Annotated in this window: 16 protein-coding genes; 6 read left to right on the top strand and 10 right to left on the bottom strand. The window is 70.1% G+C overall.

Translation table 11 applies throughout. The features are described from left to right. Positions 1-31 precede the first annotated feature (31 nt). Positions 32-985, top strand: coding sequence for a LysR family transcriptional regulator (locus ACQEUX_RS01520; protein ID WP_433039967.1), 954 nt, complete (start codon positions 32-34; stop codon positions 983-985). A gap of 20 nt (positions 986-1,005) precedes the next feature. Here the strand turns inward: ACQEUX_RS01520 and uvrB are convergent, their stop codons facing one another. Then, positions 1,006-3,114 carry an excinuclease ABC subunit UvrB gene (uvrB, locus tag ACQEUX_RS01515; protein WP_433039965.1) on the bottom strand — a complete coding sequence of 703 codons (2,109 nt, stop codon included), beginning with the start codon at positions 3,112-3,114 and terminating at the stop codon, positions 1,006-1,008. Positions 3,115-3,320: 206 nt separating this feature from the next. On the opposite strand from uvrB, the gene ACQEUX_RS01510 reads away from it, so the two are divergent. Continuing rightward, entirely contained in the window at positions 3,321-5,306 is a 1,986-nt protein-coding gene (locus ACQEUX_RS01510; RefSeq protein WP_433039963.1) for a hypothetical protein, read from the top strand. Positions 5,307-5,316: 10 nt separating this feature from the next. Here ACQEUX_RS01510 and coaE read toward each other — a convergent pair whose 3' ends face one another. Next, on the bottom strand, positions 5,317-6,501 hold the full coding sequence (gene coaE / locus ACQEUX_RS01505) for a dephospho-CoA kinase (protein WP_433049503.1): 1,185 nt from the start codon (positions 6,499-6,501) through the stop codon (positions 5,317-5,319). 288 nt (positions 6,502-6,789) lie between these two features. Further along, positions 6,790-8,394 carry a 30S ribosomal protein S1 gene (rpsA, locus tag ACQEUX_RS01500; protein ID WP_433039961.1) on the bottom strand — a complete coding sequence of 535 codons (1,605 nt, stop codon included), beginning with the start codon at positions 8,392-8,394 and terminating at the stop codon, positions 6,790-6,792. Positions 8,395-8,795: 401 nt separating this feature from the next. On the opposite strand from rpsA, the gene ACQEUX_RS01495 reads away from it, so the two are divergent. From ACQEUX_RS01495 to ACQEUX_RS01480, 4 genes are read left to right on the top strand one after another with little or no spacing between them, the layout of a single operon-like run. Then, complete coding sequence (locus ACQEUX_RS01495; protein ID WP_433039959.1) at positions 8,796-9,602, top strand: class I SAM-dependent methyltransferase; 807 nt, start codon at positions 8,796-8,798, stop codon at positions 9,600-9,602. Positions 9,603-9,659: 57 nt separating this feature from the next. After that, on the top strand, positions 9,660-10,262 hold the full coding sequence (locus tag ACQEUX_RS01490) for a Uma2 family endonuclease (protein ID WP_433039957.1): 603 nt from the start codon (positions 9,660-9,662) through the stop codon (positions 10,260-10,262). A 53-nt stretch (positions 10,263-10,315) separates the two neighbouring features. Next, positions 10,316-10,537 carry a DUF2945 domain-containing protein gene (locus tag ACQEUX_RS01485; protein WP_433039955.1) on the top strand — a complete coding sequence of 74 codons (222 nt, stop codon included), beginning with the start codon at positions 10,316-10,318 and terminating at the stop codon, positions 10,535-10,537. Continuing rightward, complete coding sequence (locus tag ACQEUX_RS01480) at positions 10,524-10,961, top strand: DUF3140 domain-containing protein (protein ID WP_433039953.1); 438 nt, start codon at positions 10,524-10,526, stop codon at positions 10,959-10,961. Before ACQEUX_RS01485 ends, ACQEUX_RS01480 begins: the two co-directional genes overlap by 14 nt. Positions 10,962-11,119: 158 nt before the next feature. Here ACQEUX_RS01480 and polA read toward each other — a convergent pair whose 3' ends face one another. The 7 genes from polA to ACQEUX_RS01445 form a co-directional block, all read right to left on the bottom strand. Beyond that, positions 11,120-13,819 carry a DNA polymerase I gene (gene polA / locus ACQEUX_RS01475; RefSeq protein ID WP_433039951.1) on the bottom strand — a complete coding sequence of 900 codons (2,700 nt, stop codon included), beginning with the start codon at positions 13,817-13,819 and terminating at the stop codon, positions 11,120-11,122. Between the two features lie 135 nt (positions 13,820-13,954). Beyond that, positions 13,955-14,665, bottom strand: coding sequence for an ABC transporter ATP-binding protein (locus ACQEUX_RS01470; RefSeq protein WP_433039949.1), 711 nt, complete (start codon positions 14,663-14,665; stop codon positions 13,955-13,957). Continuing rightward, positions 14,655-15,524: an ABC transporter ATP-binding protein gene (locus ACQEUX_RS01465; RefSeq protein WP_433049500.1), complete on the bottom strand. Its 870-nt coding sequence runs from the start codon at positions 15,522-15,524 to the stop codon at positions 14,655-14,657. Before ACQEUX_RS01465 ends, ACQEUX_RS01470 begins: the two co-directional genes overlap by 11 nt. 43 nt (positions 15,525-15,567) lie before the next feature. Further along, a complete protein-coding gene (locus ACQEUX_RS01460) occupies positions 15,568-16,758 on the bottom strand; it encodes a branched-chain amino acid ABC transporter permease (RefSeq protein WP_433039947.1) in 1,191 nt (396 codons plus the stop codon). Next, complete coding sequence (locus ACQEUX_RS01455) at positions 16,755-17,705, bottom strand: branched-chain amino acid ABC transporter permease (protein ID WP_433039945.1); 951 nt, start codon at positions 17,703-17,705, stop codon at positions 16,755-16,757. The genes ACQEUX_RS01460 and ACQEUX_RS01455 overlap by 4 nt, the downstream gene beginning before the upstream one ends. A 110-nt stretch (positions 17,706-17,815) precedes the next feature. Next, positions 17,816-18,982 (bottom strand): branched-chain amino acid ABC transporter substrate-binding protein, encoded by a 1,167-nt coding sequence (locus tag ACQEUX_RS01450; RefSeq protein ID WP_433039943.1) that lies wholly within the window; start codon positions 18,980-18,982, stop codon positions 17,816-17,818. Positions 18,983-19,192: 210 nt separating this feature from the next. Then, positions 19,193-20,383 carry a hypothetical protein gene (locus tag ACQEUX_RS01445; protein ID WP_433039941.1) on the bottom strand — a complete coding sequence of 397 codons (1,191 nt, stop codon included), beginning with the start codon at positions 20,381-20,383 and terminating at the stop codon, positions 19,193-19,195. Positions 20,384-20,425: the final 42 nt, after the last annotated feature.

Below are 20,425 nucleotides of genomic sequence, written 5' to 3'. Positions count from 1 at the left end.
TTCTGCGGCTACCCATAACTACCATGGATGAATGCTGGACATCGTGCGGCTACGCATCCTCGCGGCTGTCGCCGCGCACGGCTCGGTCACCAAGGCCGCCAAGCACCTGAAGTACTCCCAGCCAGCGGTCAGCCACCATCTGGCCCGGCTGGAAGCCGAGACCGGCGCCCGGCTCGTCCAGCGCATCGGGCGGGGCATTCGACTCACGCCGGAAGGCGAGCACCTCGCCCGCCGCGCCGCGGAAATCGTCGGACGGGTCGACACCGCTGCCGCGGAACTGTCCGCGATGGTGGGCCTGCGAACCGGTCGGGTCCGGGTCGCCGGCTTCCAGTCGGCGCTCGCCGCCCTGGTGCCGCACGCCGCCGTCAGCCTGCGCCGTGACCACCCCGGCATCGAGCTGCACCTGGCCGACGCCCACCCGCAGGTGGCACTGAACCTGCTGCGCGACGGGCAGGTCGACGCCGCCATCATCTTCCGCTACGACGACACCACACCGGACGACGTCCGCGCCACGCACCTGTTCGACGACCCGATGTACCTGCTCAGCCTCGAACCCGGGCAGACGCTGCCGGACCATCGCGACTCAGCCTGGATCGCCGGCTGCGAAAACTGCCGCCGCGAGTTCATCGACGCATGCGAGCGGGCCGGCGTCACCCCGCACATCGTCTACACCAGCGACGACGTGATCGTCCAACAATCCCTCGTCGCCGCCGGCATGGGCGTCACCACCATGCCCGGCCTGACGTTACGCACGCACTGGGCGCCCGGAATCGAAGCCACCCAACTGCCCGACTTCCGCCGACGCGTCTACCTCGCCACCTACGGCGACCCACCGGATCCACCCGCCACCGCGGCCTTTGTCACCGCGCTGCACGACGCCGTCCAGCAGACCCGCCCCGGCGAGCCAACACCACCCGACCCCGACCGGGCCCCCAACCGACGATCATCAAAGAAGAGCAGAAGATCCACCGAATCCGCCACCTAGCGCTCCGCAGGGCATGGTCGTCACTTCACGCCGGCGGCGTCCATCCCGCGCAGCTCCTTCTTCAGGTCGGAGACCTCGTCGCGGATCCGGGCGGCCAACTCGAACTGCAGCTCGCGGGCCGCGGCCAGCATCTGGTCGTTGAGCTCCTGGATGAGCTGGGCGAGGTCGGCGCGGGCCATCCCCTCGCGGGATGTCGTGGTGGCCGCGGCCCGGCTCCGGCTGCGGGTCTCCTTGACCGGCGCCTTGCCCCGGGAGAGCTGACGCACCGCGCCCCCGACCCGGGAGTTCTCGGTGTCCTCCGCCTCGCGGTAGATGTCGTCCAGGATGTCGTGGATCTTCTTACGCAGCGGCTCCGGGCTGATCCCGTGCGCCTCGTTGTGGGCGATCTGCTTGGCCCGGCGCCGATCGGTCTCGTCGATCGCCGCCGCCATCGACGGGGTGATCTTGTCGGCGTACATGTGCACCTGACCGGAGACGTTACGGGCGGCCCGGCCGATCGTCTGGATCAACGACCTGCCGCTGCGCAGGAAGCCCTCCTTGTCGGCGTCGAGGATCGCCACCAGCGACACCTCGGGCAGGTCCAGACCTTCGCGGAGCAGGTTGATGCCGACCAGCACGTCGTAGTCGCCCTTGCGCAGCTCCCGCAGCAGCTCCACCCGGCGCAACGTGTCGACCTCGGAGTGCAGGTAACGCACCCGGATGCCGTTCTCCAGGAGGTAGTCGGACAGGTCCTCGGCCATCTTCTTGGTGAGAGTGGTGACCAGCACCCGCTCGTCCCGCTCGGTACGCAGCTTGATCTCGTGCATGAGGTCGTCGATCTGCCCCTTGGTCGGCTTGATCACGACCTCGGGATCGATCAGGCCGGTGGGGCGGATGACCTGCTCGACGAACTCGCCCTGGGCCTGCTCCATCTCCCACGAACCGGGGGTCGCGGAGAGGAAGACCATCTGGCCGACCCGCTCCAGGAACTCGTCGAAGCGCAACGGTCGGTTGTCGGCCGCGCTGGGCAGCCGGAAACCGTGGTCGATCAACATCCGCTTGCGGGACGCGTCGCCCTCGTACATGCCGCCGATCTGCGGGATGGTCACGTGCGACTCGTCGACCACGGTGAGGAAGTCGTCGGGGAAGTAGTCGAGCAGGCAGTGCGGCGGGCTGCCGGGCAGTCGCCCGTCCATGTGCATCGAGTAGTTCTCGATGCCGGAGCAGAAGCCCACCTGGCGCATCATCTCGATGTCGTAGGTGGTGCGCATCCGCAGCCGCTGGGCCTCCAGCAGCTTGCCCTGCCGCTCCAGCTCGGCGAGTCGCTCGGCCAGCTCGACCTCGATGTCACGGATCGCCCGCTCCATCCGCTCCGGACCGGCCGCGTAGTGCGTCGCCGGGAAGATCACCAGCTGGTCGACCTCGCGGACCACGTCACCGGTCAGCGGGTTGAGGTAGTAGAGCTTCTCCACCTCGTCACCGAACAGCTCGATCCGGACCGCCAGCTCCTCGTACGCCGGGATGATCTCCAGCGTGTCGCCGCGGACGCGGAAGGTGCCCCGCTGGAACGCCATGTCGTTGCGGGTGTACTGGATGTCGACCAACCGGCGCAGCAGCTGGTCGCGGTCGAGCTCCTGGCCGACCTGCACCCGGACCGCCCGGTCGAGGTATTCCTCCGGGGTGCCCAGGCCGTAGATCGCCGAGACGGTCGCCACCACGATCACGTCGCGGCGGGTGAGCAGCGACATCGTCGCCGAGTGCCGCAGCCGCTCGACCTCCTCGTTGATCGAGGAGTCCTTCTCGATGTAGGTGTCGGTCTGCGGGATATACGCCTCGGGCTGGTAGTAGTCGTAGTACGAGACGAAGTATTCGACCGCGTTGTGCGGCAGCAGCTCGCTGAACTCCTTGGCCAGCTGCGCGCAGAGCGTCTTGTTCGGGGCGAGCACCAGGGTCGGACGCTGCAGCCGCTCGATCAGCCACGCCGTGGTGGCGCTCTTACCGGTGCCGGTCGCGCCGAGCAGCACGGTGTTGCGGTCGCCGCGCCGAACTCGACGCTCGAGGTCGTCGATGGCGGTTGGCTGGTCGCCGGCCGGCTGGAATTCACTGACGACCTGGAAGCGGCTGTCGAGCCGGGGAATGTCGAGCGCCATGCCGTCAACGGTACGCCGGAGGTCCGACAGGAACGGCCGTCACGCCAGGTACGTGATCAGCTTCAATATTCCCATTGTGTGGCACATGTCACCGGGACTACCCTCTCCATGTAGGCCGCTCGCGGCGGCCGACCGGGCCGGTTGCCAGGCTGTCATCACAGCCGGCGGCCCCCGGCACTGCGGTCGCAGCACCCGGCTCGTCCGGCGTGCGCACCCGGGTGGTCGCGCTCGAGGCGCAGACCGGTCGCCGCGAGCGCCCCTGCTCGTCACCCCGGCGCCTCCCCGCCCGTTTCACCTCCGTGGACACCTCTCCGACCCCGGCACCTGACACCACGCCCAGAGGCACGCCCCGGCCGGGCGGCACCGCCAGCGGGCGACCCGGCACCCCCGCCGCCGGGCGAGCGAACGCCCCCGCCAGCGGGCGGCCGGGCACCGGGCGGCACCGCACCGGGTCGGCCGGCGCCGCCGAGGCCACCCCCCGCACCACCGACACCGGAAGTGGGTCCACGACCGGCCGGGACACCGACGCCCGCCGGGCCGCCACCGGCCGGGACACCGACGCCCGGCGAGGCGACACCGACCGGGACACCGACGCCGCGGTCAGACCCGCCACCAGCCGACCCGCCACCGCCCGCCCGACCGCCTCCGCCTCCGGCCGGGATCCCGAGGTAAACCGGGCGACCACCCGCCTCGGCGACACCGCAGACCCCGCGACCGGAACGGCGGACACCGCCGGTCCCACCCCGGCCAGCCGGCGCAGGCGTACGGTGCTGCTGTTGCTCGGTCTGACCGCGGTGACGTCCGCGACGGCGTTGGTGCTCGGGCTGTTGAGCTGGGCACCCGAGCCGCCCGAGCCGGCCCGGCCGCTGACCCTCGCGGAGGGCGAGCGGCTGGCCGCCATGCGGGTCACCAACCTGCGGGACCTGCGCAGCGGGGTCCGCGTCACGGCCGGCAGCGACGCCGCCCGGATCGAACTGGTGGGCTGGGTGGACTGGTCCCGGTCACTGCTCTACCTCGACGTGGGCGGGCCGGGCGCGGGTGCCGAGCGCGGGCTGGTGCAGCGAGCCGGCCCGGTGCTGGTGATCCGGCCTGACCCTGCGGCGGTGCCCACCCCCGCCGCACCACCACTGGTGCCTCCGACGGACCGTTGGCGGCTGCACCGCCTGGCACCCGGGGCGCACCTGGCACCGGTGCTCGATCTGCTCCTCGGCATCGCCTCCGACCGCCCGGACCCGACCCGGACGGCGCCGGGTGGCAACGCGCGCTGGATTGCCCGGGACACCATGGCGGGCAGTCCGGTGGACGTCCTTGAGGCGCCACTGCCCGCCGGGGCACCACCTGCCGCCGGCGCAGCACCGGGTAACACCGGGGCGCCCACGCCGGACGCCGGGTCGGCGGGCACCGTCGCGAACACCCGGACCCGGTACTGGCTCGACCAGGACGCCCGGCTGCACAAGCTGGTGACGGGGTTGCCCGGCGTCGGCCCGGTCACGATGATCCTCAACCGGGCGGATCGGCCGACACTGCGGCCGGTGGACGCGCTGGGCGGTCGGCCCGGATTGCCCCGCGCGTTGACCGACGTCGAGCAGCGCCGGCTGGACCGGCTGCCGGCCCGGCTACGCGCCCAGGGTGGTGCCACGGTGACGCTGACCGCGCCGGTGGGCACGGACACGAACCTGCGGGGCACAGGCTGGTTGAGCTGGACCGCGCGGACCGCGTATCTCGCGGTCGCCGACCTGGGCGTACCGGATCGCCGGACCCTGCTGCGGCGCGACAGCGCCGGTGCGGCCCGGGCGGGCCTGCCGGCGGCCGCCGCCGGTGGCGGCACCGCGGAGGCGCCGGGTCGGCCACCGCTGCCGCCCCCGGCCGGGGCGTGGCGGTTCTCCCGATCCGGCGGGGACGACCTGAGCCTGCTGGTCGACGCCGCGGTGACCGCCGGGTCGGTCGGGCAGCGCGGCCCGGCCGTGCGGATCCGCGAGGACGTCGCCGCCGGGCGAACCGTGGACGTCGTCGAGGTGGGCCCGGCCGACGCGCGGCTGCGCTACTGGATCGACCGGGGCGGGTCGCTACGCCGGCTGGAGCTGCACACCGACGCCGGCGCGTGGGCCCAACTGGATCTCACCCCTGCCGTGGTGCCCCGACTGACCCCGGTTCCCCGCCCGGCCGCCATCCCTCGGCCGGGCGCCCGCTGAGCCGTGCCCGTCAGGGCCGCCAGTCGGTCTGCGCGGCCCACTGCTCGGCCCGCAGGTACTCCTCGTCGAACCACGGGTCCCGGGCGGTGCCGGAGTCGCCGACCACCGGAGCCGCGTCGACCAGGTCCCGCTTGAACTGCAGGTACGCGGCTCGCTGATCCGGGTCCGCGCGCAGGTGGTCGCGCATCAGCAGCGCGTACCGCCAGCCCGGCGAGCCGTCCACCCGTAGGTGCAGGCGCACCGGACGGGCCGGGTCCGCGCTGCCGTGCAGCCGCTTCTCCCACCGGCCACTGCCGGCCGGGCGCGGGTCGTCCCACCACTGCCCCGGCACCCGCGGGAACCCGGCGTTCGCCAGTCGGTCGACCAACGCCCCGTCGGCGTCGGCGAGGCTGGGCACGGCCACCTGCACGTCGATGACGTCCTGAGCGACGAGGCCGGGCACCGCGGTAGAGCCGATGTGATCGATCCGCAGGTCGTCCGAGGCGAGCGCATGCCGGATCCGGGCGGCCAGCCGCGCGTACTGCTCGGGCCAGCTCGCGTCGGCCCCGGCCACCAGGTCGCCCCGGCCCGGCGGGACCACCCGACGCTCACGCAGGTTGTCCTCGTAGGGCAGCAGCCGCTGCCGCCAGAGCGCGTCGACGGCGTCGTGGAGCGCCGCCAGGCTTTCGTCGTTGGTCAGCACCACGTCCGCAGCCGCCCGGCGACGGGCGTCGTCGGCCTGGGCGGCGATTCGCCGCTCGGCCTCCGCGCGACTCATCCCCCGGTCACGCGCCAGCCGTTCCAGTCGGGTCGTCACGGCCGTCTGCACCACGATCACCAGGTGGTACGTGGGCGCGAGACCCACCTCGACCAGCAGCGGTACGTCGTTGACGACGATCGCGTCGGGTGCCGCCGCGGCGGCCAGCTCCGCGGTGCGGGCCCGGACCCGGGGGTGGGTGATCGCCTCCAGCCGACGGCGGGCGGTCTCGTCGGCGAACACCACCGCGCCCAGTGCGGCGCGGTCCAGCGCGCCGTCGGCATCCAGCACCGCGTCGGAGAAGGCGGCGACGATCTCGGCCAGCCCTTCGGTGCCCGGCGCGACGACCTCCCGGGCCACCCGGTCGGCGTCAATGAGCACCGCGCCCCGCTCGACGAGCCGCGCGGCCACCGCGCTCTTGCCCGAACCGATCCCGCCGGTCAACCCCACCCTCAGCACCCGACCAGTCAACCGGATCACGAGCCCGGCCGCCAAACCCACCGACGGCCCGGCGAGATCACGCTCGCCCATCCGACCCCGACCCCGGTCCCGCGAGATCGTGCGCGATCCAGGACGTGGTGGTGTGTTGGCGGCCGGGAGGCCCCTCAATCCTGGATGGAGCACGATCTTGTCGGTCGGAGCCGCCTCCGCGCGCGGCGCGCCAGCCGCAACTCGCCGGGTACGGCGAGGGCCCCGCCCCCAGCGATCCGGAGATCGCGGGGACGGGGCCCGTCGTCGTTCAGCGGGTCACTTACCGCCGGCGAGCTTCTCCCGCAGTGCGGCGAGCGCCTCGTCGGTGGCCAGGGTGCCGGCCGGCTCCTCGGCCTGCCGGCTCGGGGCCGGGCTGGTCGAAGAGGTGGTGCCACCGCCGCCGCCGGCGGCCGGGACGGCCGGAGTCGGGTTGGCAGCGGCCTCGGCGTCGGCAGCCCGAGAGGTCTGCACCTGCTTGGTGTGGGCCTCCCAGCGCACACGAGCCTCGGCGTACTGGTTCTCCCAGGTCTCGCGCTGCTTGTCGTACCCCTCGAGCCACTCGCCCGTCTCCGGGTCGAAGCCCTCAGGGTAGATGTAGTTGCCCTCGGCGTCGTACGTCGCGGCCATGCCGTAGAGGGTCGGGTCGAAGTGCTCCTCGCCCTCGACGAAGCCCTCGTTGGCCTGCTTGAGCGACAGCGAGATCCGGCGGCGCTCCAGGTCGATGTCGATGACCTTGACCATGACCTCGGAGCCAACCTGGACGACCTGCTCCGGGATCTCCACGTGGCGCTCGGCCAGCTCGGAGATGTGGACCAGGCCCTCGATGCCGTCGTCCACCCGGACGAACGCACCGAACGGGACCAGCTTGGTGACCTTACCCGGCACGATCTGCTGGATCGCGTGGGTGCGGGCGAACTGCCGCCACGGGTCCTCCTGGGTCGCCTTCAGCGACAGCGAGACCCGCTCGCGGTCCAGGTCGACGTCCAGGACCTCGACCTCGACCTCCTGGCCCACCTCGACGACCTCGGACGGGTGGTCGATGTGCTTCCAGGACAGCTCGGAGACGTGCACCAGACCGTCGACGCCGCCGAGGTCCACGAATGCGCCGAAGTTGACGATCGAGGACACGACGCCCTTGCGGACCTGGCCCTTCTGCAGCTTGTTGAGGAACTCGGTGCGCACCTCGGACTGCGTCTGCTCCAGCCAGGCCCGGCGGGACAGGACCACGTTGTTGCGGTTCTTGTCCAGCTCGATGATCTTGGCCTCGAGCTCTCGCCCGACGTACGGCTGCAGGTCGCGCACGCGCCGCATCTCGACCAGGGACGCGGGCAGGAAGCCGCGCAGCCCGATGTCGAGGATGAGGCCGCCCTTGACCACCTCGATGACCGAACCGCGGACGACGCCGTCCTCGTCCTTGATCTTCTCGATCGTGCCCCAGGCCCGCTCGTACTGTGCCCGCTTCTTGGAGAGGATCAGACGACCCTCCTTGTCCTCCTTCTGGAGGACCAGGGCCTCGATGTGGTCACCAACCGTCACAACCTCGGCGGGGTCCACGTCGTGCTTGATCGACAACTCCCGAGAGGGGATGACACCCTCGGTCTTGTAGCCGATGTCGAGCAGGACCTCGTCCCGATCGACCTTGACGACGGTGCCTTCGACAATATCGCCGTCGTTGAAGTACTTGATGGTCTCGTCGATCGCGGCGAGGAATGCCTCCTCGGAACCGAGATCGTCGTGGGTGACCCGGGTGGCGCTCGAGGGGGCCTCGATGCTGCTCGTCATGTGGGCGGTTGCTCCGGTCGGTGGGTTGTCACAGCAGGCTGGTGTCGCAGTGACCTGTTCGCGCCAGCGGATCCGTCGCCGGGCACACCGAACGATCACAGTGAGATCATGATGTGGCTCCGTCGACCGCGCACCTGCTCCCTGCCGAGACACACGATCCGCGAGCGCATCGTCTAGCCTACCGTGCGCATTACCACAGCGTGCAAGCCCTCCCGGCTTCTCTCCATGCGGTGACCTGCGAAAGCCGAACAATCGCCAGGAAACCACCCCTGCTGTCTCGTGCGTCACACCAACCCCAGGCACCCTGCCTGCCGCACAGGCGGCCCCACTCCCACGCCATGCTTGATCGACTCGGTTTCCTGGATATCGGGGCGTCCCACCGGCCCGGACACCGCGACTTCACGGAAACCGAGTCGATCATGCGTCACCGCGCGAGAAGCAGCGCAGATCTTGGACGCGCCGCCGCGCCGAACGGGGTGGGTGGGGCCTACCGTGAGCGCGTGGATGACGACAGCCGGGTCACCCGGCGCCGGGTGGGTGACGCCGAGGCCCGGCGGGCCAACCGCGGCTGGTGGGACACCGACGCCGACGACTACCAGGCTGAGCACGGCGCGTTCCTCGGTGACGTGGACTTCGTCTGGTGCCCGGAGGGGCTGCGCGAGGCCGACGCCCGGCTGCTCGGTGACCTGCCCGGCAGGCGGGTGCTGGAGGTGGGCTGCGGCGCGGCGGCCGCCGCCCGCTGGCTGTCCACACAGGGTGCCCGGCCGGTCGCCTTCGACCTGTCCGCCGGCATGCTGCGGCACGCCGCCGAGGCCGCCGACCGCACCGGGGTACGCGTACCGCTGGTGCAGGCCGACGCGCTCGCCCTGCCGTTCGCCGACCGGTCGTTCGACCTCGCCTGCACCGCCTTCGGCGCGATCCCGTTCGTGGACGACTCGGCGACCCTGCTCGCCGAGGTGCACCGGGTGCTTCGCCCCGGGGGCCGGTGGGTGTTCTCGGTGACCCACCCGATGCGCTGGATCTTCCTCGACGACCCGGGCGAGGGCGGGCTGACCGCCGTTCACTCGTACTTCGACCGCTCCCCCTACGTGGAACAGGACGAATCCGGCGTCGCCACCTACGTCGAGCAGCACCGCACGCTCGGCGACCGGGTCCGGGAGCTGGTCGGCGCGGGGTTCCGGCTGCTGGACCTGGTGGAGCCGGAGTGGCCGGAGGGCCACGAGGGGGTCTGGGGGCAGTGGAGCCCGTTGCGGGGTCGCCTCTTCCCCGGTACCGCCATCTTCGTCACCGAGAAGCCGGCCGGGTGAGCGCGTCGCACCCGCGGTCCGACCTGCGAACCATCGATCGCCGGTAGGCTCGTCCCCATGAGCGCCGAGCCCATCCCGACATCACCTGGCCCCTGGTGTCCGGATCCGATGCGGCAGCAGCGTGCCGACTACACGCTGGAGGACCTGCTCACCCTGCCGGACGACGCCCCCCGCGTCGAACTCGTCGACGGAGTTATCCAGGTGACACCCTCCCCCACCCTGGGCCATCAGGACATTTCGCTGCTACTCGCTCACTGGCTGCTGCAGCATGTGCCGACCGACCTTCGGGTCGTCCAGGCCATCGGAGTCGGGCTCAGCCGCAACACCAGCCGACAGCCGGACGTGCTGCTGCGGCGAGCGGGCGTGACTCCCACACGATCCATGCTGCAACCGGAAGACGTCGTCCTCGCCGTGGAGATCGTCTCGCCGGGCACCCGGCGGGTCGACCGTTTCGCCAAACCGGGTGAGTACGCCGCCGCCGGCATTCCGTTCTACTGGCGCATCGAGCAGGACCCCGTGCACATCTACGCGTACCGGATCGGCGACCGGGTGGGGCCCGGCGGTGAGCGGCAGTACGAGCTGGTCGCCGACGGCGCCGACGTGATCGAGTTGACCGAGCCGTTCGAGATCAAACTACCGATCGCCGAGATCACGCCGTAGTCGGCTGTTTCGGCTGGTCGTTTCGCTCCGCTGATGCCGGGTAGCCGGAGTTCATGGCCGAGCAGAGGGAATTCCGCGAGGGCGACCACGTCTCCTGGGCCAGTCACAGCGGCCGGGCGCACGGCGTGGTCAAGGAGAAGCTGGTTGACCGGACGCACGTACGTGGACACGCCGTGAACGCGACGGAGGATGAGCCGCAGTACCGGATCCGCAACGACGACTCGGGCCGCGACGTGGCCCACCGCCCCGAGGCGCTGCGCCATGAGCAGGGTTGACGACCAGGGCCGGGACACCTACCGGGAGTTCACCGAGGCGGTGAACATGAAGCCCGCCGAGCTGTCCAGCTGGCTGGAGACCGACGAGTCGAAACAGGTCGGCTGGCACAAGGGTGGCCGCTCCGGTGGTGGCGAGTCCGTTGGGCACGAGTCCGGCCGGAAGATCATCAACCTGTTGCGTCGCAAGCGTGGCGACCTGTCCGAGGGCGACTACACACACATGCGCAAGGTGGTCGGCTACGTACGCCGGCACATGGCACAGCGCCCGTCCGGCGACGTCCGCGACACCAAGTGGCGCTGGTCCCTCATGAACTGGGGCCACGACCCCCTGAAGGGGCCACTTCCGGCCCCGGGCGGCCCGTCTCGGCGGGCTCTGGACCGGCACGGCACACCGCCAAAGGAGCGCCGGGGACCCGGACGCTGACCCCACACTCTGACGCCACCGCTCTGGTCACAACGCCGAACAGCACCGACCACAGCAACCTCGTCGGGGTTCCGGGGCAGCCCGACCCGCACAGGGATCAAGCCTGACCGCCCGGAGCGGGTCGGACTGCCCCGAAACCCCCACCGCGACCAGCAAGATCAGTGATCAGCGCTGTTCCAGTCCCGGCCTTCGCCCACCGACACCTCCAGCGGCACCGACAGCGGGTACGCCCCGCCCATCTCCCGCCGGACCAGTGCCTCCAACGCCTCCCGCTCACCGGGGGCGACCTCGAAGACCAGCTCGTCGTGCACCTGCAACAACATCCGCGAGCGCAGGCCCGCCGCACCGAGCGCGGTGTCGACGTGCAGCATCGCCATCTTGATGATGTCGGCCGCGGAGCCCTGGATCGGAGCGTTGAGTGCCATCCGCTCGGCGATGTCCCGGCGCTGCCGGTTGTCGCTGACCAGGTCGGGCAGGTAGCGGCGGCGACCCAGGATGGTCGAGGTGTAGCCGTCCTGGCGTGCCCGGGCGACCACCTGCTGCAGGTAGTCGCGCACCCCGCCGAAGCCGGCGAAGTAGTTCTCCATCAGCCCGCGGGCCTCGTCCGTGCCGATGCTGAGCTGCTGGGACAGGCCGAACGCACTCAGCCCGTACGCCAGGCCGTAGTTCATGGCCTTGATCTTGCGGCGTTGGTCGGGGGTGACCTCGTCGAGCGGCACCCCGAAGACCGACGAGGCGGTGGCGGCATGGAAGTCGGCGCCGGAGTTGAACGCGTCGATCAGCGCGTCGTCCGAGCTGAGGTGCGCCATGATGCGCATCTCGATCTGGCTGTAGTCGGCGGTGAGCAGGCACTCGTAGCCCTCCCCCACCACGAAGGCCCGGCGGATCCGCCGGCCCTCCTCGGTGCGGATCGGGATGTTCTGCAGGTTGGGCTCTGTGGAGGAGAGCCGACCGGTGGCCGCCACCGTCTGGTTGAAGGTGGTGTGGATCCGACCGTCGTCGGAGACCGACTTGAGCAGCCCGTCGACGGTGGACTTGAGCTTGGCCACGTCCCGATGGCGCAGCAGGTGGGCGAGCACCGGGTGCGGCTGCTGCGCGTAGAGCCACTGCAGGGCGTCAGCGTCGGTGGTGTAACCCGTCTTGATCTTCTTGGTCTTCGGCAGGCCCAACTCGGTGAAGAGGATCTCCTGCAACTGCTTGGGCGAGCCGAGGTTGAACTCCCGACCCACCGCCTCGTACGCGCCCTGCGCGGCGGCCTTCACCTCGGCGGCGAAGTGCGCCTCCAACTCGGACAGATAGTGCGTGTCGGCGGCGATGCCGGTGCTCTCCATGCCGGCGAGCACCCGCATCAGGGGCAGCTCCACCCCGGCCATCAGCCGGGCGGACTGCTCGCCGTCGCGGGACAGCTCGGCGTCGATCGCGTCGGCCAGGTCGAGGGTGGCCCGGGCCTGGAGCATCAGGTTCTGCTCGGCCACGCCCTCGTCGCCCAGCCCGTCGAGGGTGAGCTGGCCGGACTCCGGGACGTCCACCCGCAGCTCCCGGTGCAGGTAGCGCAGCGCCAGGTCGGTCAGGTCGTAGGACCGCTGATCGGGGCGGGCCAGGTACGCGGCGATCTGCGTGTCACGGACGATGCCGGCGAGCTGCCAACCGTGCGCGGCGCAGGCCAGCACGGCTGGTTTGCTGTCGTGCAGCACCTTGGGCCGCTGCGCGTCGGCCAACCAACCGGCCAGGGCGCCCTCGTCGGTCGGGTCGAGCCCCGCCGGGTCGACCCAGGCCGCCGCGCCGCCAGCGGTGGCCAGCGCCAGACCGGTGATCGAGGCGGTGTGCCGGCGGTTGGGACCGGTGTCGAGCTTGACCGCCAACCCGACCGGGGTGCCGGTCGGGGCGTGCGTGGTCAGCCAGCCCGCCAACGCGCCGGTCTCGGTGAGCACCTCGCCGGCGAGGTCGAACCCGGACTCGGCCTCCGGCTCCACCGCCTCCAGGTACTGGTAGAGCCGGTCACGCAGGATGCGGAACTCCAGTGTGTCGAAGACCTGGTGCACCGCCTCGCGGTCCCACCCGGCCCAGCGGGTGTCCTCCGGGCGGAGCGGCAGCTCCAGGTCGGAGACGAGGCGGTTGATCTCGTAGTTGCGGATCACGTCGGCGAGCCGCTCGCGCAGGCTGTCGCCGGCCTTGCCCTTGATCTCGTCGGCGCGGGCGATCACGCCCTCCACCCCGCCGTACATGGTGATCCACTTCGCCGCGGTCTTCGGGCCGACGCCGGGGATGCCGGGCAGGTTGTCACTGGTCTCGCCGACCAACGCGGCGAGGTCCCGATACTGCTGTGGCCCGACGCCGTACTTCGCCTCGATCGCCGCCGGGTCCATCCGGGCCAGGTCGGAGACACCCTTGCGCGGGTAGAGGACGGTGATCTGGTCGTCGACCAGTTGGAACGCGTCCCGGTCACCGCTGCTGATCAGCACCGACATGCCCTGGTCGCGGGCCTGGCACGCGAGCGTGGCGATGACGTCGTCGGCCTCGAAGCCCTCCTTCTCCACCACCGGGATCTGCAGCGCGGCCAGGACCTCCTTGACCAGGCTGACCTGGCCCTTGAAGTCGGTCGGGGTCTCGCTGCGGCCGGCCTTGTACTCCGCGTACTTCTCGGTGCGGAAGGAACGGCGGGAGACGTCGAAGGCCACGACGATGTGGGTGGGCTGCTCGTCGCGCAGCACGTTGATCAGCATCGAGGTGAAGCCGTACACCGCGTTGGTCGGCTGACCCGTCGTGGTGGAGAAGTTTTCCACCGGCAGGGCGAAGAAGGCCCGGTATGCCAGGGAATGTCCGTCGACGAGAAGCAGGCGCGGTGTCGTAGCTGTCACGGCAGCGACTCTAGTCCGTCGCACCGACATCCCCGGGTGGCGGCACCGCACGACCCGACGCCAAAACGGACAGCCCGGCCGCAACGGCGACGGCCGGCCAACCCGCGTGGGGTGACCGGCCGTCGCACGGGTAGCTCAGGCCACGCCGAGGTACGCCTCCTTGACCGCCGGGTCGTGCAGGAGTTCCAGGCCGGTGCCCTCCTTGACGATCCGGCCGGTCTCCAACACGTACCCCCGGTGGGCCCGGGAGAGCGCCTGCTGGGCGTTCTGCTCGACCAGCAGGATCGTGGTGCCCTGCTCGTTGATCTGGGTGATGATCTCGAAGATCTGCTGGATCAACTTGGGTGCCAGCCCCATCGACGGCTCGTCCAGCAGCAGCAGCTTGGGACGGGTCATCAGCGCCCGGCCGACCGCGAGCATCTGCTGCTCGCCGCCGGAGAGCGTGCCGCCGGCCTGCTTACGCCGCTCGTGCAGCCGCGGGAACAGGTCGAAGACCATCGCCAGGTCCTTGGCGATGTCGGCCTTGTCCCTGCGGGTGTAGGCCCCCATCTCCAGGTTCTCGAGCACGGTCATGCCGGGGAAGACGCCACGGCCCTCGGGCGACTGCCCGATCCCCCGGATCACCCGGAGGTCGGCACGGAGCCGACTGACATCGGTGCCGTCGAACTTGATGCTGCCGCCGGAGATGGCGTGCAGCCCCGAGATCGCCTTCATCGTCGTGGTCTTGCCGGCGCCGTTCGCGCCGATGAGCGCCACGATCTCGCCCTGCTCGACGTGCAGGCTGATGCCGTGCAACGCCTCGATACGGCCGTAGAGCAGCTTCAGGTTCTCGATCTCAAGCAGCATCCTCGGCACCTCCCAGGTAAGCCGCGATCACCTTGGGGTCGTCGCGCACCTCGGCCGGCGACCCCTCGGCGATCTTCTGCCCGAACTCCAGCACCACCAGCCGGTCCACCACGCCCATGACCAGACGCATGTCGTGCTCGATCAGCAGGACGGTCACCCCGGAGTCGCGGATCTTGCGGATCAGCTGCAGCAGGGCCACCTTCTCGGCCGGGTTGAAGCCGGCCGCCGGCTCGTCCAGGCAGAGCAGGGTGGGATCGGTGGCCAGGGCCCGGGCGATCTCCAGCCGACGCTGGTCACCGTACGACAGGTTGCGCGCCAGGTCGCCGGAGCGACCCTGGATGCCCACGAAGTCCAGCAGCTCGCGGGCCTTCTCCTTGCCCTGCCGCTCCTCCCGCCAGTGCCGCGGCAACCGCAGCAGGGCGCTCGGGACGCTGGTCTTATGGTTGGCGTCCGCGCCGACCTGCACGTTCTCCAGGGCCGTCATCTCCGGGAAGAGACGGATGTTCTGGAAGGTACGCGCGATGCCCATCTTGGTGATCTGGAACCGCTTCCGGCCGCTGACCTTCTCGCCCCGGAACCGGATCTGACCGGTCGTCGGGGTGTACACGCCCGTCATCGCGTTGAAGCAGGTGGTCTTGCCCGCGCCGTTCGGGCCGATCAGCCCGAGGATCTCCCCCTCATAGAGGGTGAAGTTGACGTCGTTGAGAGCCACCACACCGCCGAACCGCAGCGTGACGTGGTCGACCTCCAGCAGAGGCTTGCGACCGTCGGTCGCCGGGGCCGGCTCACTGACGGCCTCGTCCGGCGTCGACGAGGTCTCCGGCGGGCTACCCACCGTCGTGCGCGCGTCGATCGCCATGTCGCGCTCGCTGGTGGCGTCGCGCTCGCTACCCATCCGTGGCTCACTCAACGACAGCCACCTCCTTCTGCCGGTCCTTGAGCTCGGCGGCCCGCCGCCGGTTCGGCCAGAGACCCTGCGGACGGAAGATCATCACGATGATCAGCAGGATCCCGAAGATGAAGTAGCGCAACGACGTCGGGCTCACGTCGAAGTCGTTGCCGAAGACGGTGGCCGTCTCCGGCAGACCGAACACGTCACCCACCGACCGCAGCCACTCCGGAATGTAGATGACCAGGAAGCCACCGAGGATCGCGCCGCCGATGCTGCCCGCACCGCCGAGCAACACCGCCGCCAACACCAGAATCGAATTCTCCAACGAGAACGTCGAGGAGTTGACGAAGTTGGCCTGACCGGCCCACAACGTGCCGGACAAGCCGCCGACCGCCGCGCCGATCGCGAACGCCCACAGCTTGAACCGGAACGTCGGCACGCCCATCAGCTCGGCCGCGTCCTCGTCCTCACGGATCGCCACCCAGGCCCGACCCACCCGGCTGTTGGCCAGGTTACGGATCAGGAAGACGGCGCCGATGATCACGGTGAGCAGCAGCCAGTAGTACGGCTTGAACTCGAACTGGAAGATGGCCGTCCCGTCCGGGTACTTGCCCGGTGGGTGCCCCACCTGCGGGATGCCCCGGTCACCGTTGAGGATCCAGTCCTGGTTCTTCGCGATGATCCGGATCATCTCCGCGAAACCGAGCGTCACGATCGCCAGGTAGTCACCGCGCAGCCGCAGGGTCGGAGCGCCCAGCAGCACACCGGACAACAGCGCCAGGGCGACCGCGATCGGCACCGTGACCAACCAGGGCCACGGGCTCTCCAGCCAGTTGTACTCGGTGATGAGCTTGCTCTCCGGCGACGTCAACAACGCCACGGTGTAGGCACCGACGGCGAAGAAGCCGAAGAACCCCAGGTCCAACAGACCCGCGTAACCCACCACCACGTTGAGACCGAGTGACAGCAGCACGATCCACGCGCAGTAGAAGAGCACCGCCGCCATGTCGTTCCGCGTGGTGTAGAGCGGGATCCACACACCGGGGATGTTCAGGTACTCGTAGAACCACTTGTTCGGCAGGACGTAGAGGAAGGCGACGAAGGCCAGCAACCCGGTGATCCGGGCGGACTTCGGCAGCCCGTCGACCCGCCGACCGAAGGCACTCGAAGCGGAGTGCCAACGCTCTCGCAGAGCGGTCATGCCCGCGCCCTCCCCAACGACTCGCCCAGCAGACCGGTCGGCCGGAACATCAGCAGGACGATCAGCACGACGAACGCGATGAGATCGCGCCACTGCGAGCCGAACAGCGCCGACCCGTAGTTCTCGACCAGACCCAGCAGCACGCCACCGATCGCCGCGCCCCGCAGGTTGCCGATACCGCCCAGCACCGCGGCGGAGAACGCCTTGAGCCCGAGCAGGAAGCCGATGTTGTACCGGGTGTTTCCGCTCTTCATGTCACTGAAGACAGCGGCCACACCGGCCATCAGGCCACCCAGCACGAAGACCAGCGCGATCACGCGGCTCTTGTTGACACCCATCAGCGCGGCGGTGTTGGCATCCTGCGCGACCGCGCGGATGCCCTTGCCGAAGCGGGTGCGGTTCACGAACCAGTCCAAGCCGACCATCATCAGGATGGCCACGCTCAGCGTCAGCATCTGCACCGGCGTGATGCTCCAGCCGCCGATGCTGAACAACGTGTCGGCCGGCAGCAGAGCCGGCGAGCCGACCTGGCGACGCTGGGTCAGCGTCCCCATCAGCTCCATCAGGGCGTACGACGCGCCGATGGCCGTGATCAGGAAGGCCAGCGGTGGCGCGTTACGCCGACGCAGGGGACGGTAGGCGGTGACCTCGATCAGCAGCGCGACGCTGCCGGACAGCAGCGCGGCCGCGACGATCGCGAGCGCGATCAGAAGCAGCGCGCGCCCCACCGAGGGGGCACCACTGTTGCTATCGAGCCCGAAGGCCGCCCAGGTCCAGATCGCACCGAAGGTGCCGATCATGAAGACCTCGGAGTGCGCAAAGTTGATCAGGCGAAGTACGCCGTAAACGAGGGTGTAGCCGAGGGCGATGAGCGCGTAGATCGCACCCTGCACCAACCCGGTCGTGGTTAGTTCCGGGAAGCCCCGGACGAGTTCTGCAAAGTCCACCGATGCTCCGAAGGGTGTTGCGTTGAACCGATGCGGCCGGGGTTACACACCCCGACCGCACCGGAACAACTCTTATCGTCACGCCCTCAAACCTGTGACCCCCAACGGGATCAGGCCTTCGGGATCTCCACGTCCGGAGCCCACGCACCGGCGGTGGCCTTGAAGGCCCACACCTTGACCTGCGTCGGGTCCAGCTCGCCGTTGGCCTCCCACTTGTAGGTCACGCCCGAGGCGGCGCCAGCCTTGTTGTAGGTGGACAGGAAGGTCTGGATGTCGGCGCGGGTGGTCTTGCCGGCCTTGATCGCCTCAAGGTAGATGTTGGCCAGGTCGAACGCCACGTCCGCGTACACGCCCGGGTCGACGCTGTACTTGGCCTTGAAGTCGGTCACGAAGGTGCCCTTGGCCGCGGTCGCCGGACCACACGGGCAGGTCGCGATGGTGCCCTCGACGTCCTTCTGACCAGTCACCGACAGCATGTTGGCGTCGTTGATGCCGTCACCACCGATGAACGTGCCGGTCCAGCCCGCAGCCCGCAGCTGCTTCAGGAACGGCGCCGCCTCCTCGGTGTAACCCGCGTAGAACAGCACCGTCGCGCCGCTGGTCTTCACCTTGGAGATCTGCGCACCGAACTCCTGCGCGTTGTCCACGACCTTGTCGGTGCCGATGACCAGCGAGCCGAGGCCCTTCTTGGCCTCGTCGGCCAGACCCGCGCCGTACGCCGACTGGTCGTCGATGACGAACGCCTTCTGCGCCTTCAGCACGTTCTTGATGTAGCTGGCGATCGCCGGCCCCTGGGAGAAGTCGTTACCGACACCCCGGTGGAAGACCTTCCAGCCCTTTTCCGACAGGCTCGGCCGGGTGGCCGACGGGCTGATGCTGGGGAGAGTCGCGGTGTCGAAGATCGGCAGCGCGACCTCGCTCTCACCGGAGAACGCCGGCCCAACCATGCCGACGATCTTCGTGTCGGCCACCGCACTGGTCGCCAGACCACCGGCCAGGTCGGCCTTGCCCTGCGAGTCGAACGCCTGAACGGTGACCTTGCAGTCCGCGTTCGCCGCGTTGTACTTCTCCACGGCCAGGTCGGCACCCTGCTTCATCGGGGTCACCAGGCCGGCGTCAGCGCCGGAGAGCGCCCCGAAGAAACCGATCTTGAGGTCGCACGCCTTGCTGGCGGTACCGTCCGACGTGCCCTCGTCCTTCTTGCATGCGCTGGCGCCGCCGGCAATGAGCGCCGCGATGGCGACGCTGCCGAGGACGCGCACGAAGTTTTGCCTCAAGGCTGGAACCCCTTCTCCGTCCAGGAGTCCGATGCCGCCGGGCGAAAGAGGCGAGGCGGCAACGGACCGGACCGTTCACCCGGTCTGGGGCGGGACGTTATCCCAGAAGCACTACTCACCGTAAGGTGTCGTAGGCGGCATTGACTCAACCGTTACCAGAGGCGGGGAACCTCGCGTTTAGATGTCACATCGGCGGGCCTCGACAAACCGTCAGTCGGCCCCCAAAGGCGCAAACCACACCCTCGCCGCCACCCCGTCGTCGATAGTGACCACCATCCCACCGTCCCACAGCGTGAGCGCCGCTGACGTGTCCCCACCAGCGGAAACACTCACCGGCAGGGCCACCGGCGCCCACGACGCGCCGCCGGCGGCGGCCCGCCACAGCCGGTGCCCATCGGCCGCCATCGTCACGGCCAGCACCTCACCACCCCCGCCGGCGAGCGACTCCACACCCGCCACCGTGCCGGTGCCTGTCGTTCCGAACCGCCCCACGGCCCGCCACCGGCCCGCGCTCGTCGCCACGCCCCCGGAGGCGATGTCGAGCACCCACGCCTGGAACCCGCTCCCCCGCACCCCGAGGGCGTACACGACGGAACCGACCCGCACGAGGCGCTGCACGATCTCGTCCGCACCGGTCGCCGGCAGCGCCAGCCGCGTCCAGGCCCGGGCATCACCGGAGAACCAGACGAACGGGTCACGATCGGCACGGTCGGCCGGCCGGCCCCCGCCGCCGACCAACCAGCCATCGGGCACCGCCAGCGCATCCGTGGCGAGTGTCGTCAAGATTGATTCGCTGGCCAGCCCCGGAGCCCCGGCAACCAGCTGAAAATCGTCCCCGTCCGGGGAACGCCAGACCGCCGCCCCGCTCGTCCGGGCACCCGCGATCAACCAGCCTCGGTCGCCGCCCGCGACACGGCTCGCGCTGACCGCCTCCGGCCCGCCGTACAGCTCGAACTCCGCCGGCACCTCGGTCAGAGCACCGTCGGCGTCCTGCCGCCACGTCCGCACCCGCGGGTTGCCGTGCGCACCGCCCGCCCGCGCACCGATGACGGCGATCCGCCCCTCGTGACAACCAACGGCGTACAGAATCGCGCGCTCGCCGTAGTAGCTGATCGGACGCAGCGACAACGGCGACCAGCCACGGCCGTCGCCGCTACCCCAGGCCGCCGGCCGGGTCGTGCCATCGGCCCCGCCCACCGCGCCGACCACATACCACCGGCCCTCGCAGGCGACCGCGTCGCGCACGATCAGTCGACCGGTGGCACCCGGCGGCATCGGCAACTCCAACGCCGTCCACCGTGGACGGACCGGTTCGGGAAGACCCTCGTCCCGGGTGGCCCGGCAGCCGCCGAGCAGCGTGACGGCAACCACGAACACCGCGATGGCACGCCGGACCGACACGCATGTGATGCTATCGATCCGATGGCCCGACGCCGAACCCCG

The organism is Micromonospora sp. CA-259024 (genome assembly GCF_050936255.1).
GTDB lineage: Bacteria > Actinomycetota > Actinomycetes > Mycobacteriales > Micromonosporaceae > Micromonospora.
This window is presented reverse-complemented; position numbering and strand designations above follow the sequence as displayed.

What these genes read in the sequence shown, in the direction of transcription:
- ACQEUX_RS01465 (WP_433049500.1), bottom strand. Translation starts at nt 15,524, where the DNA reads ATGGCGATCGACGCGCGCACGACGGTGGGTAGCCCGCCGGAGACCTCG.
- ACQEUX_RS01485 (WP_433039955.1), top strand. Translation starts at nt 10,316, where the DNA reads ATGGCCGAGCAGAGGGAATTCCGCGAGGGCGACCACGTCTCCTGGGCC.
- ACQEUX_RS01480 (WP_433039953.1), top strand. Translation starts at nt 10,524, where the DNA reads ATGAGCAGGGTTGACGACCAGGGCCGGGACACCTACCGGGAGTTCACC.
- ACQEUX_RS01470 (WP_433039949.1), bottom strand. Translation starts at nt 14,665, where the DNA reads ATGCTGCTTGAGATCGAGAACCTGAAGCTGCTCTACGGCCGTATCGAG.
- ACQEUX_RS01460 (WP_433039947.1), bottom strand. Translation starts at nt 16,758, where the DNA reads ATGACCGCTCTGCGAGAGCGTTGGCACTCCGCTTCGAGTGCCTTCGGT.
- ACQEUX_RS01520 (WP_433039967.1), top strand. Translation starts at nt 32, where the DNA reads ATGCTGGACATCGTGCGGCTACGCATCCTCGCGGCTGTCGCCGCGCAC.
- uvrB (WP_433039965.1), bottom strand. Translation starts at nt 3,114, where the DNA reads ATGGCGCTCGACATTCCCCGGCTCGACAGCCGCTTCCAGGTCGTCAGT.
- ACQEUX_RS01490 (WP_433039957.1), top strand. Translation starts at nt 9,660, where the DNA reads ATGAGCGCCGAGCCCATCCCGACATCACCTGGCCCCTGGTGTCCGGAT.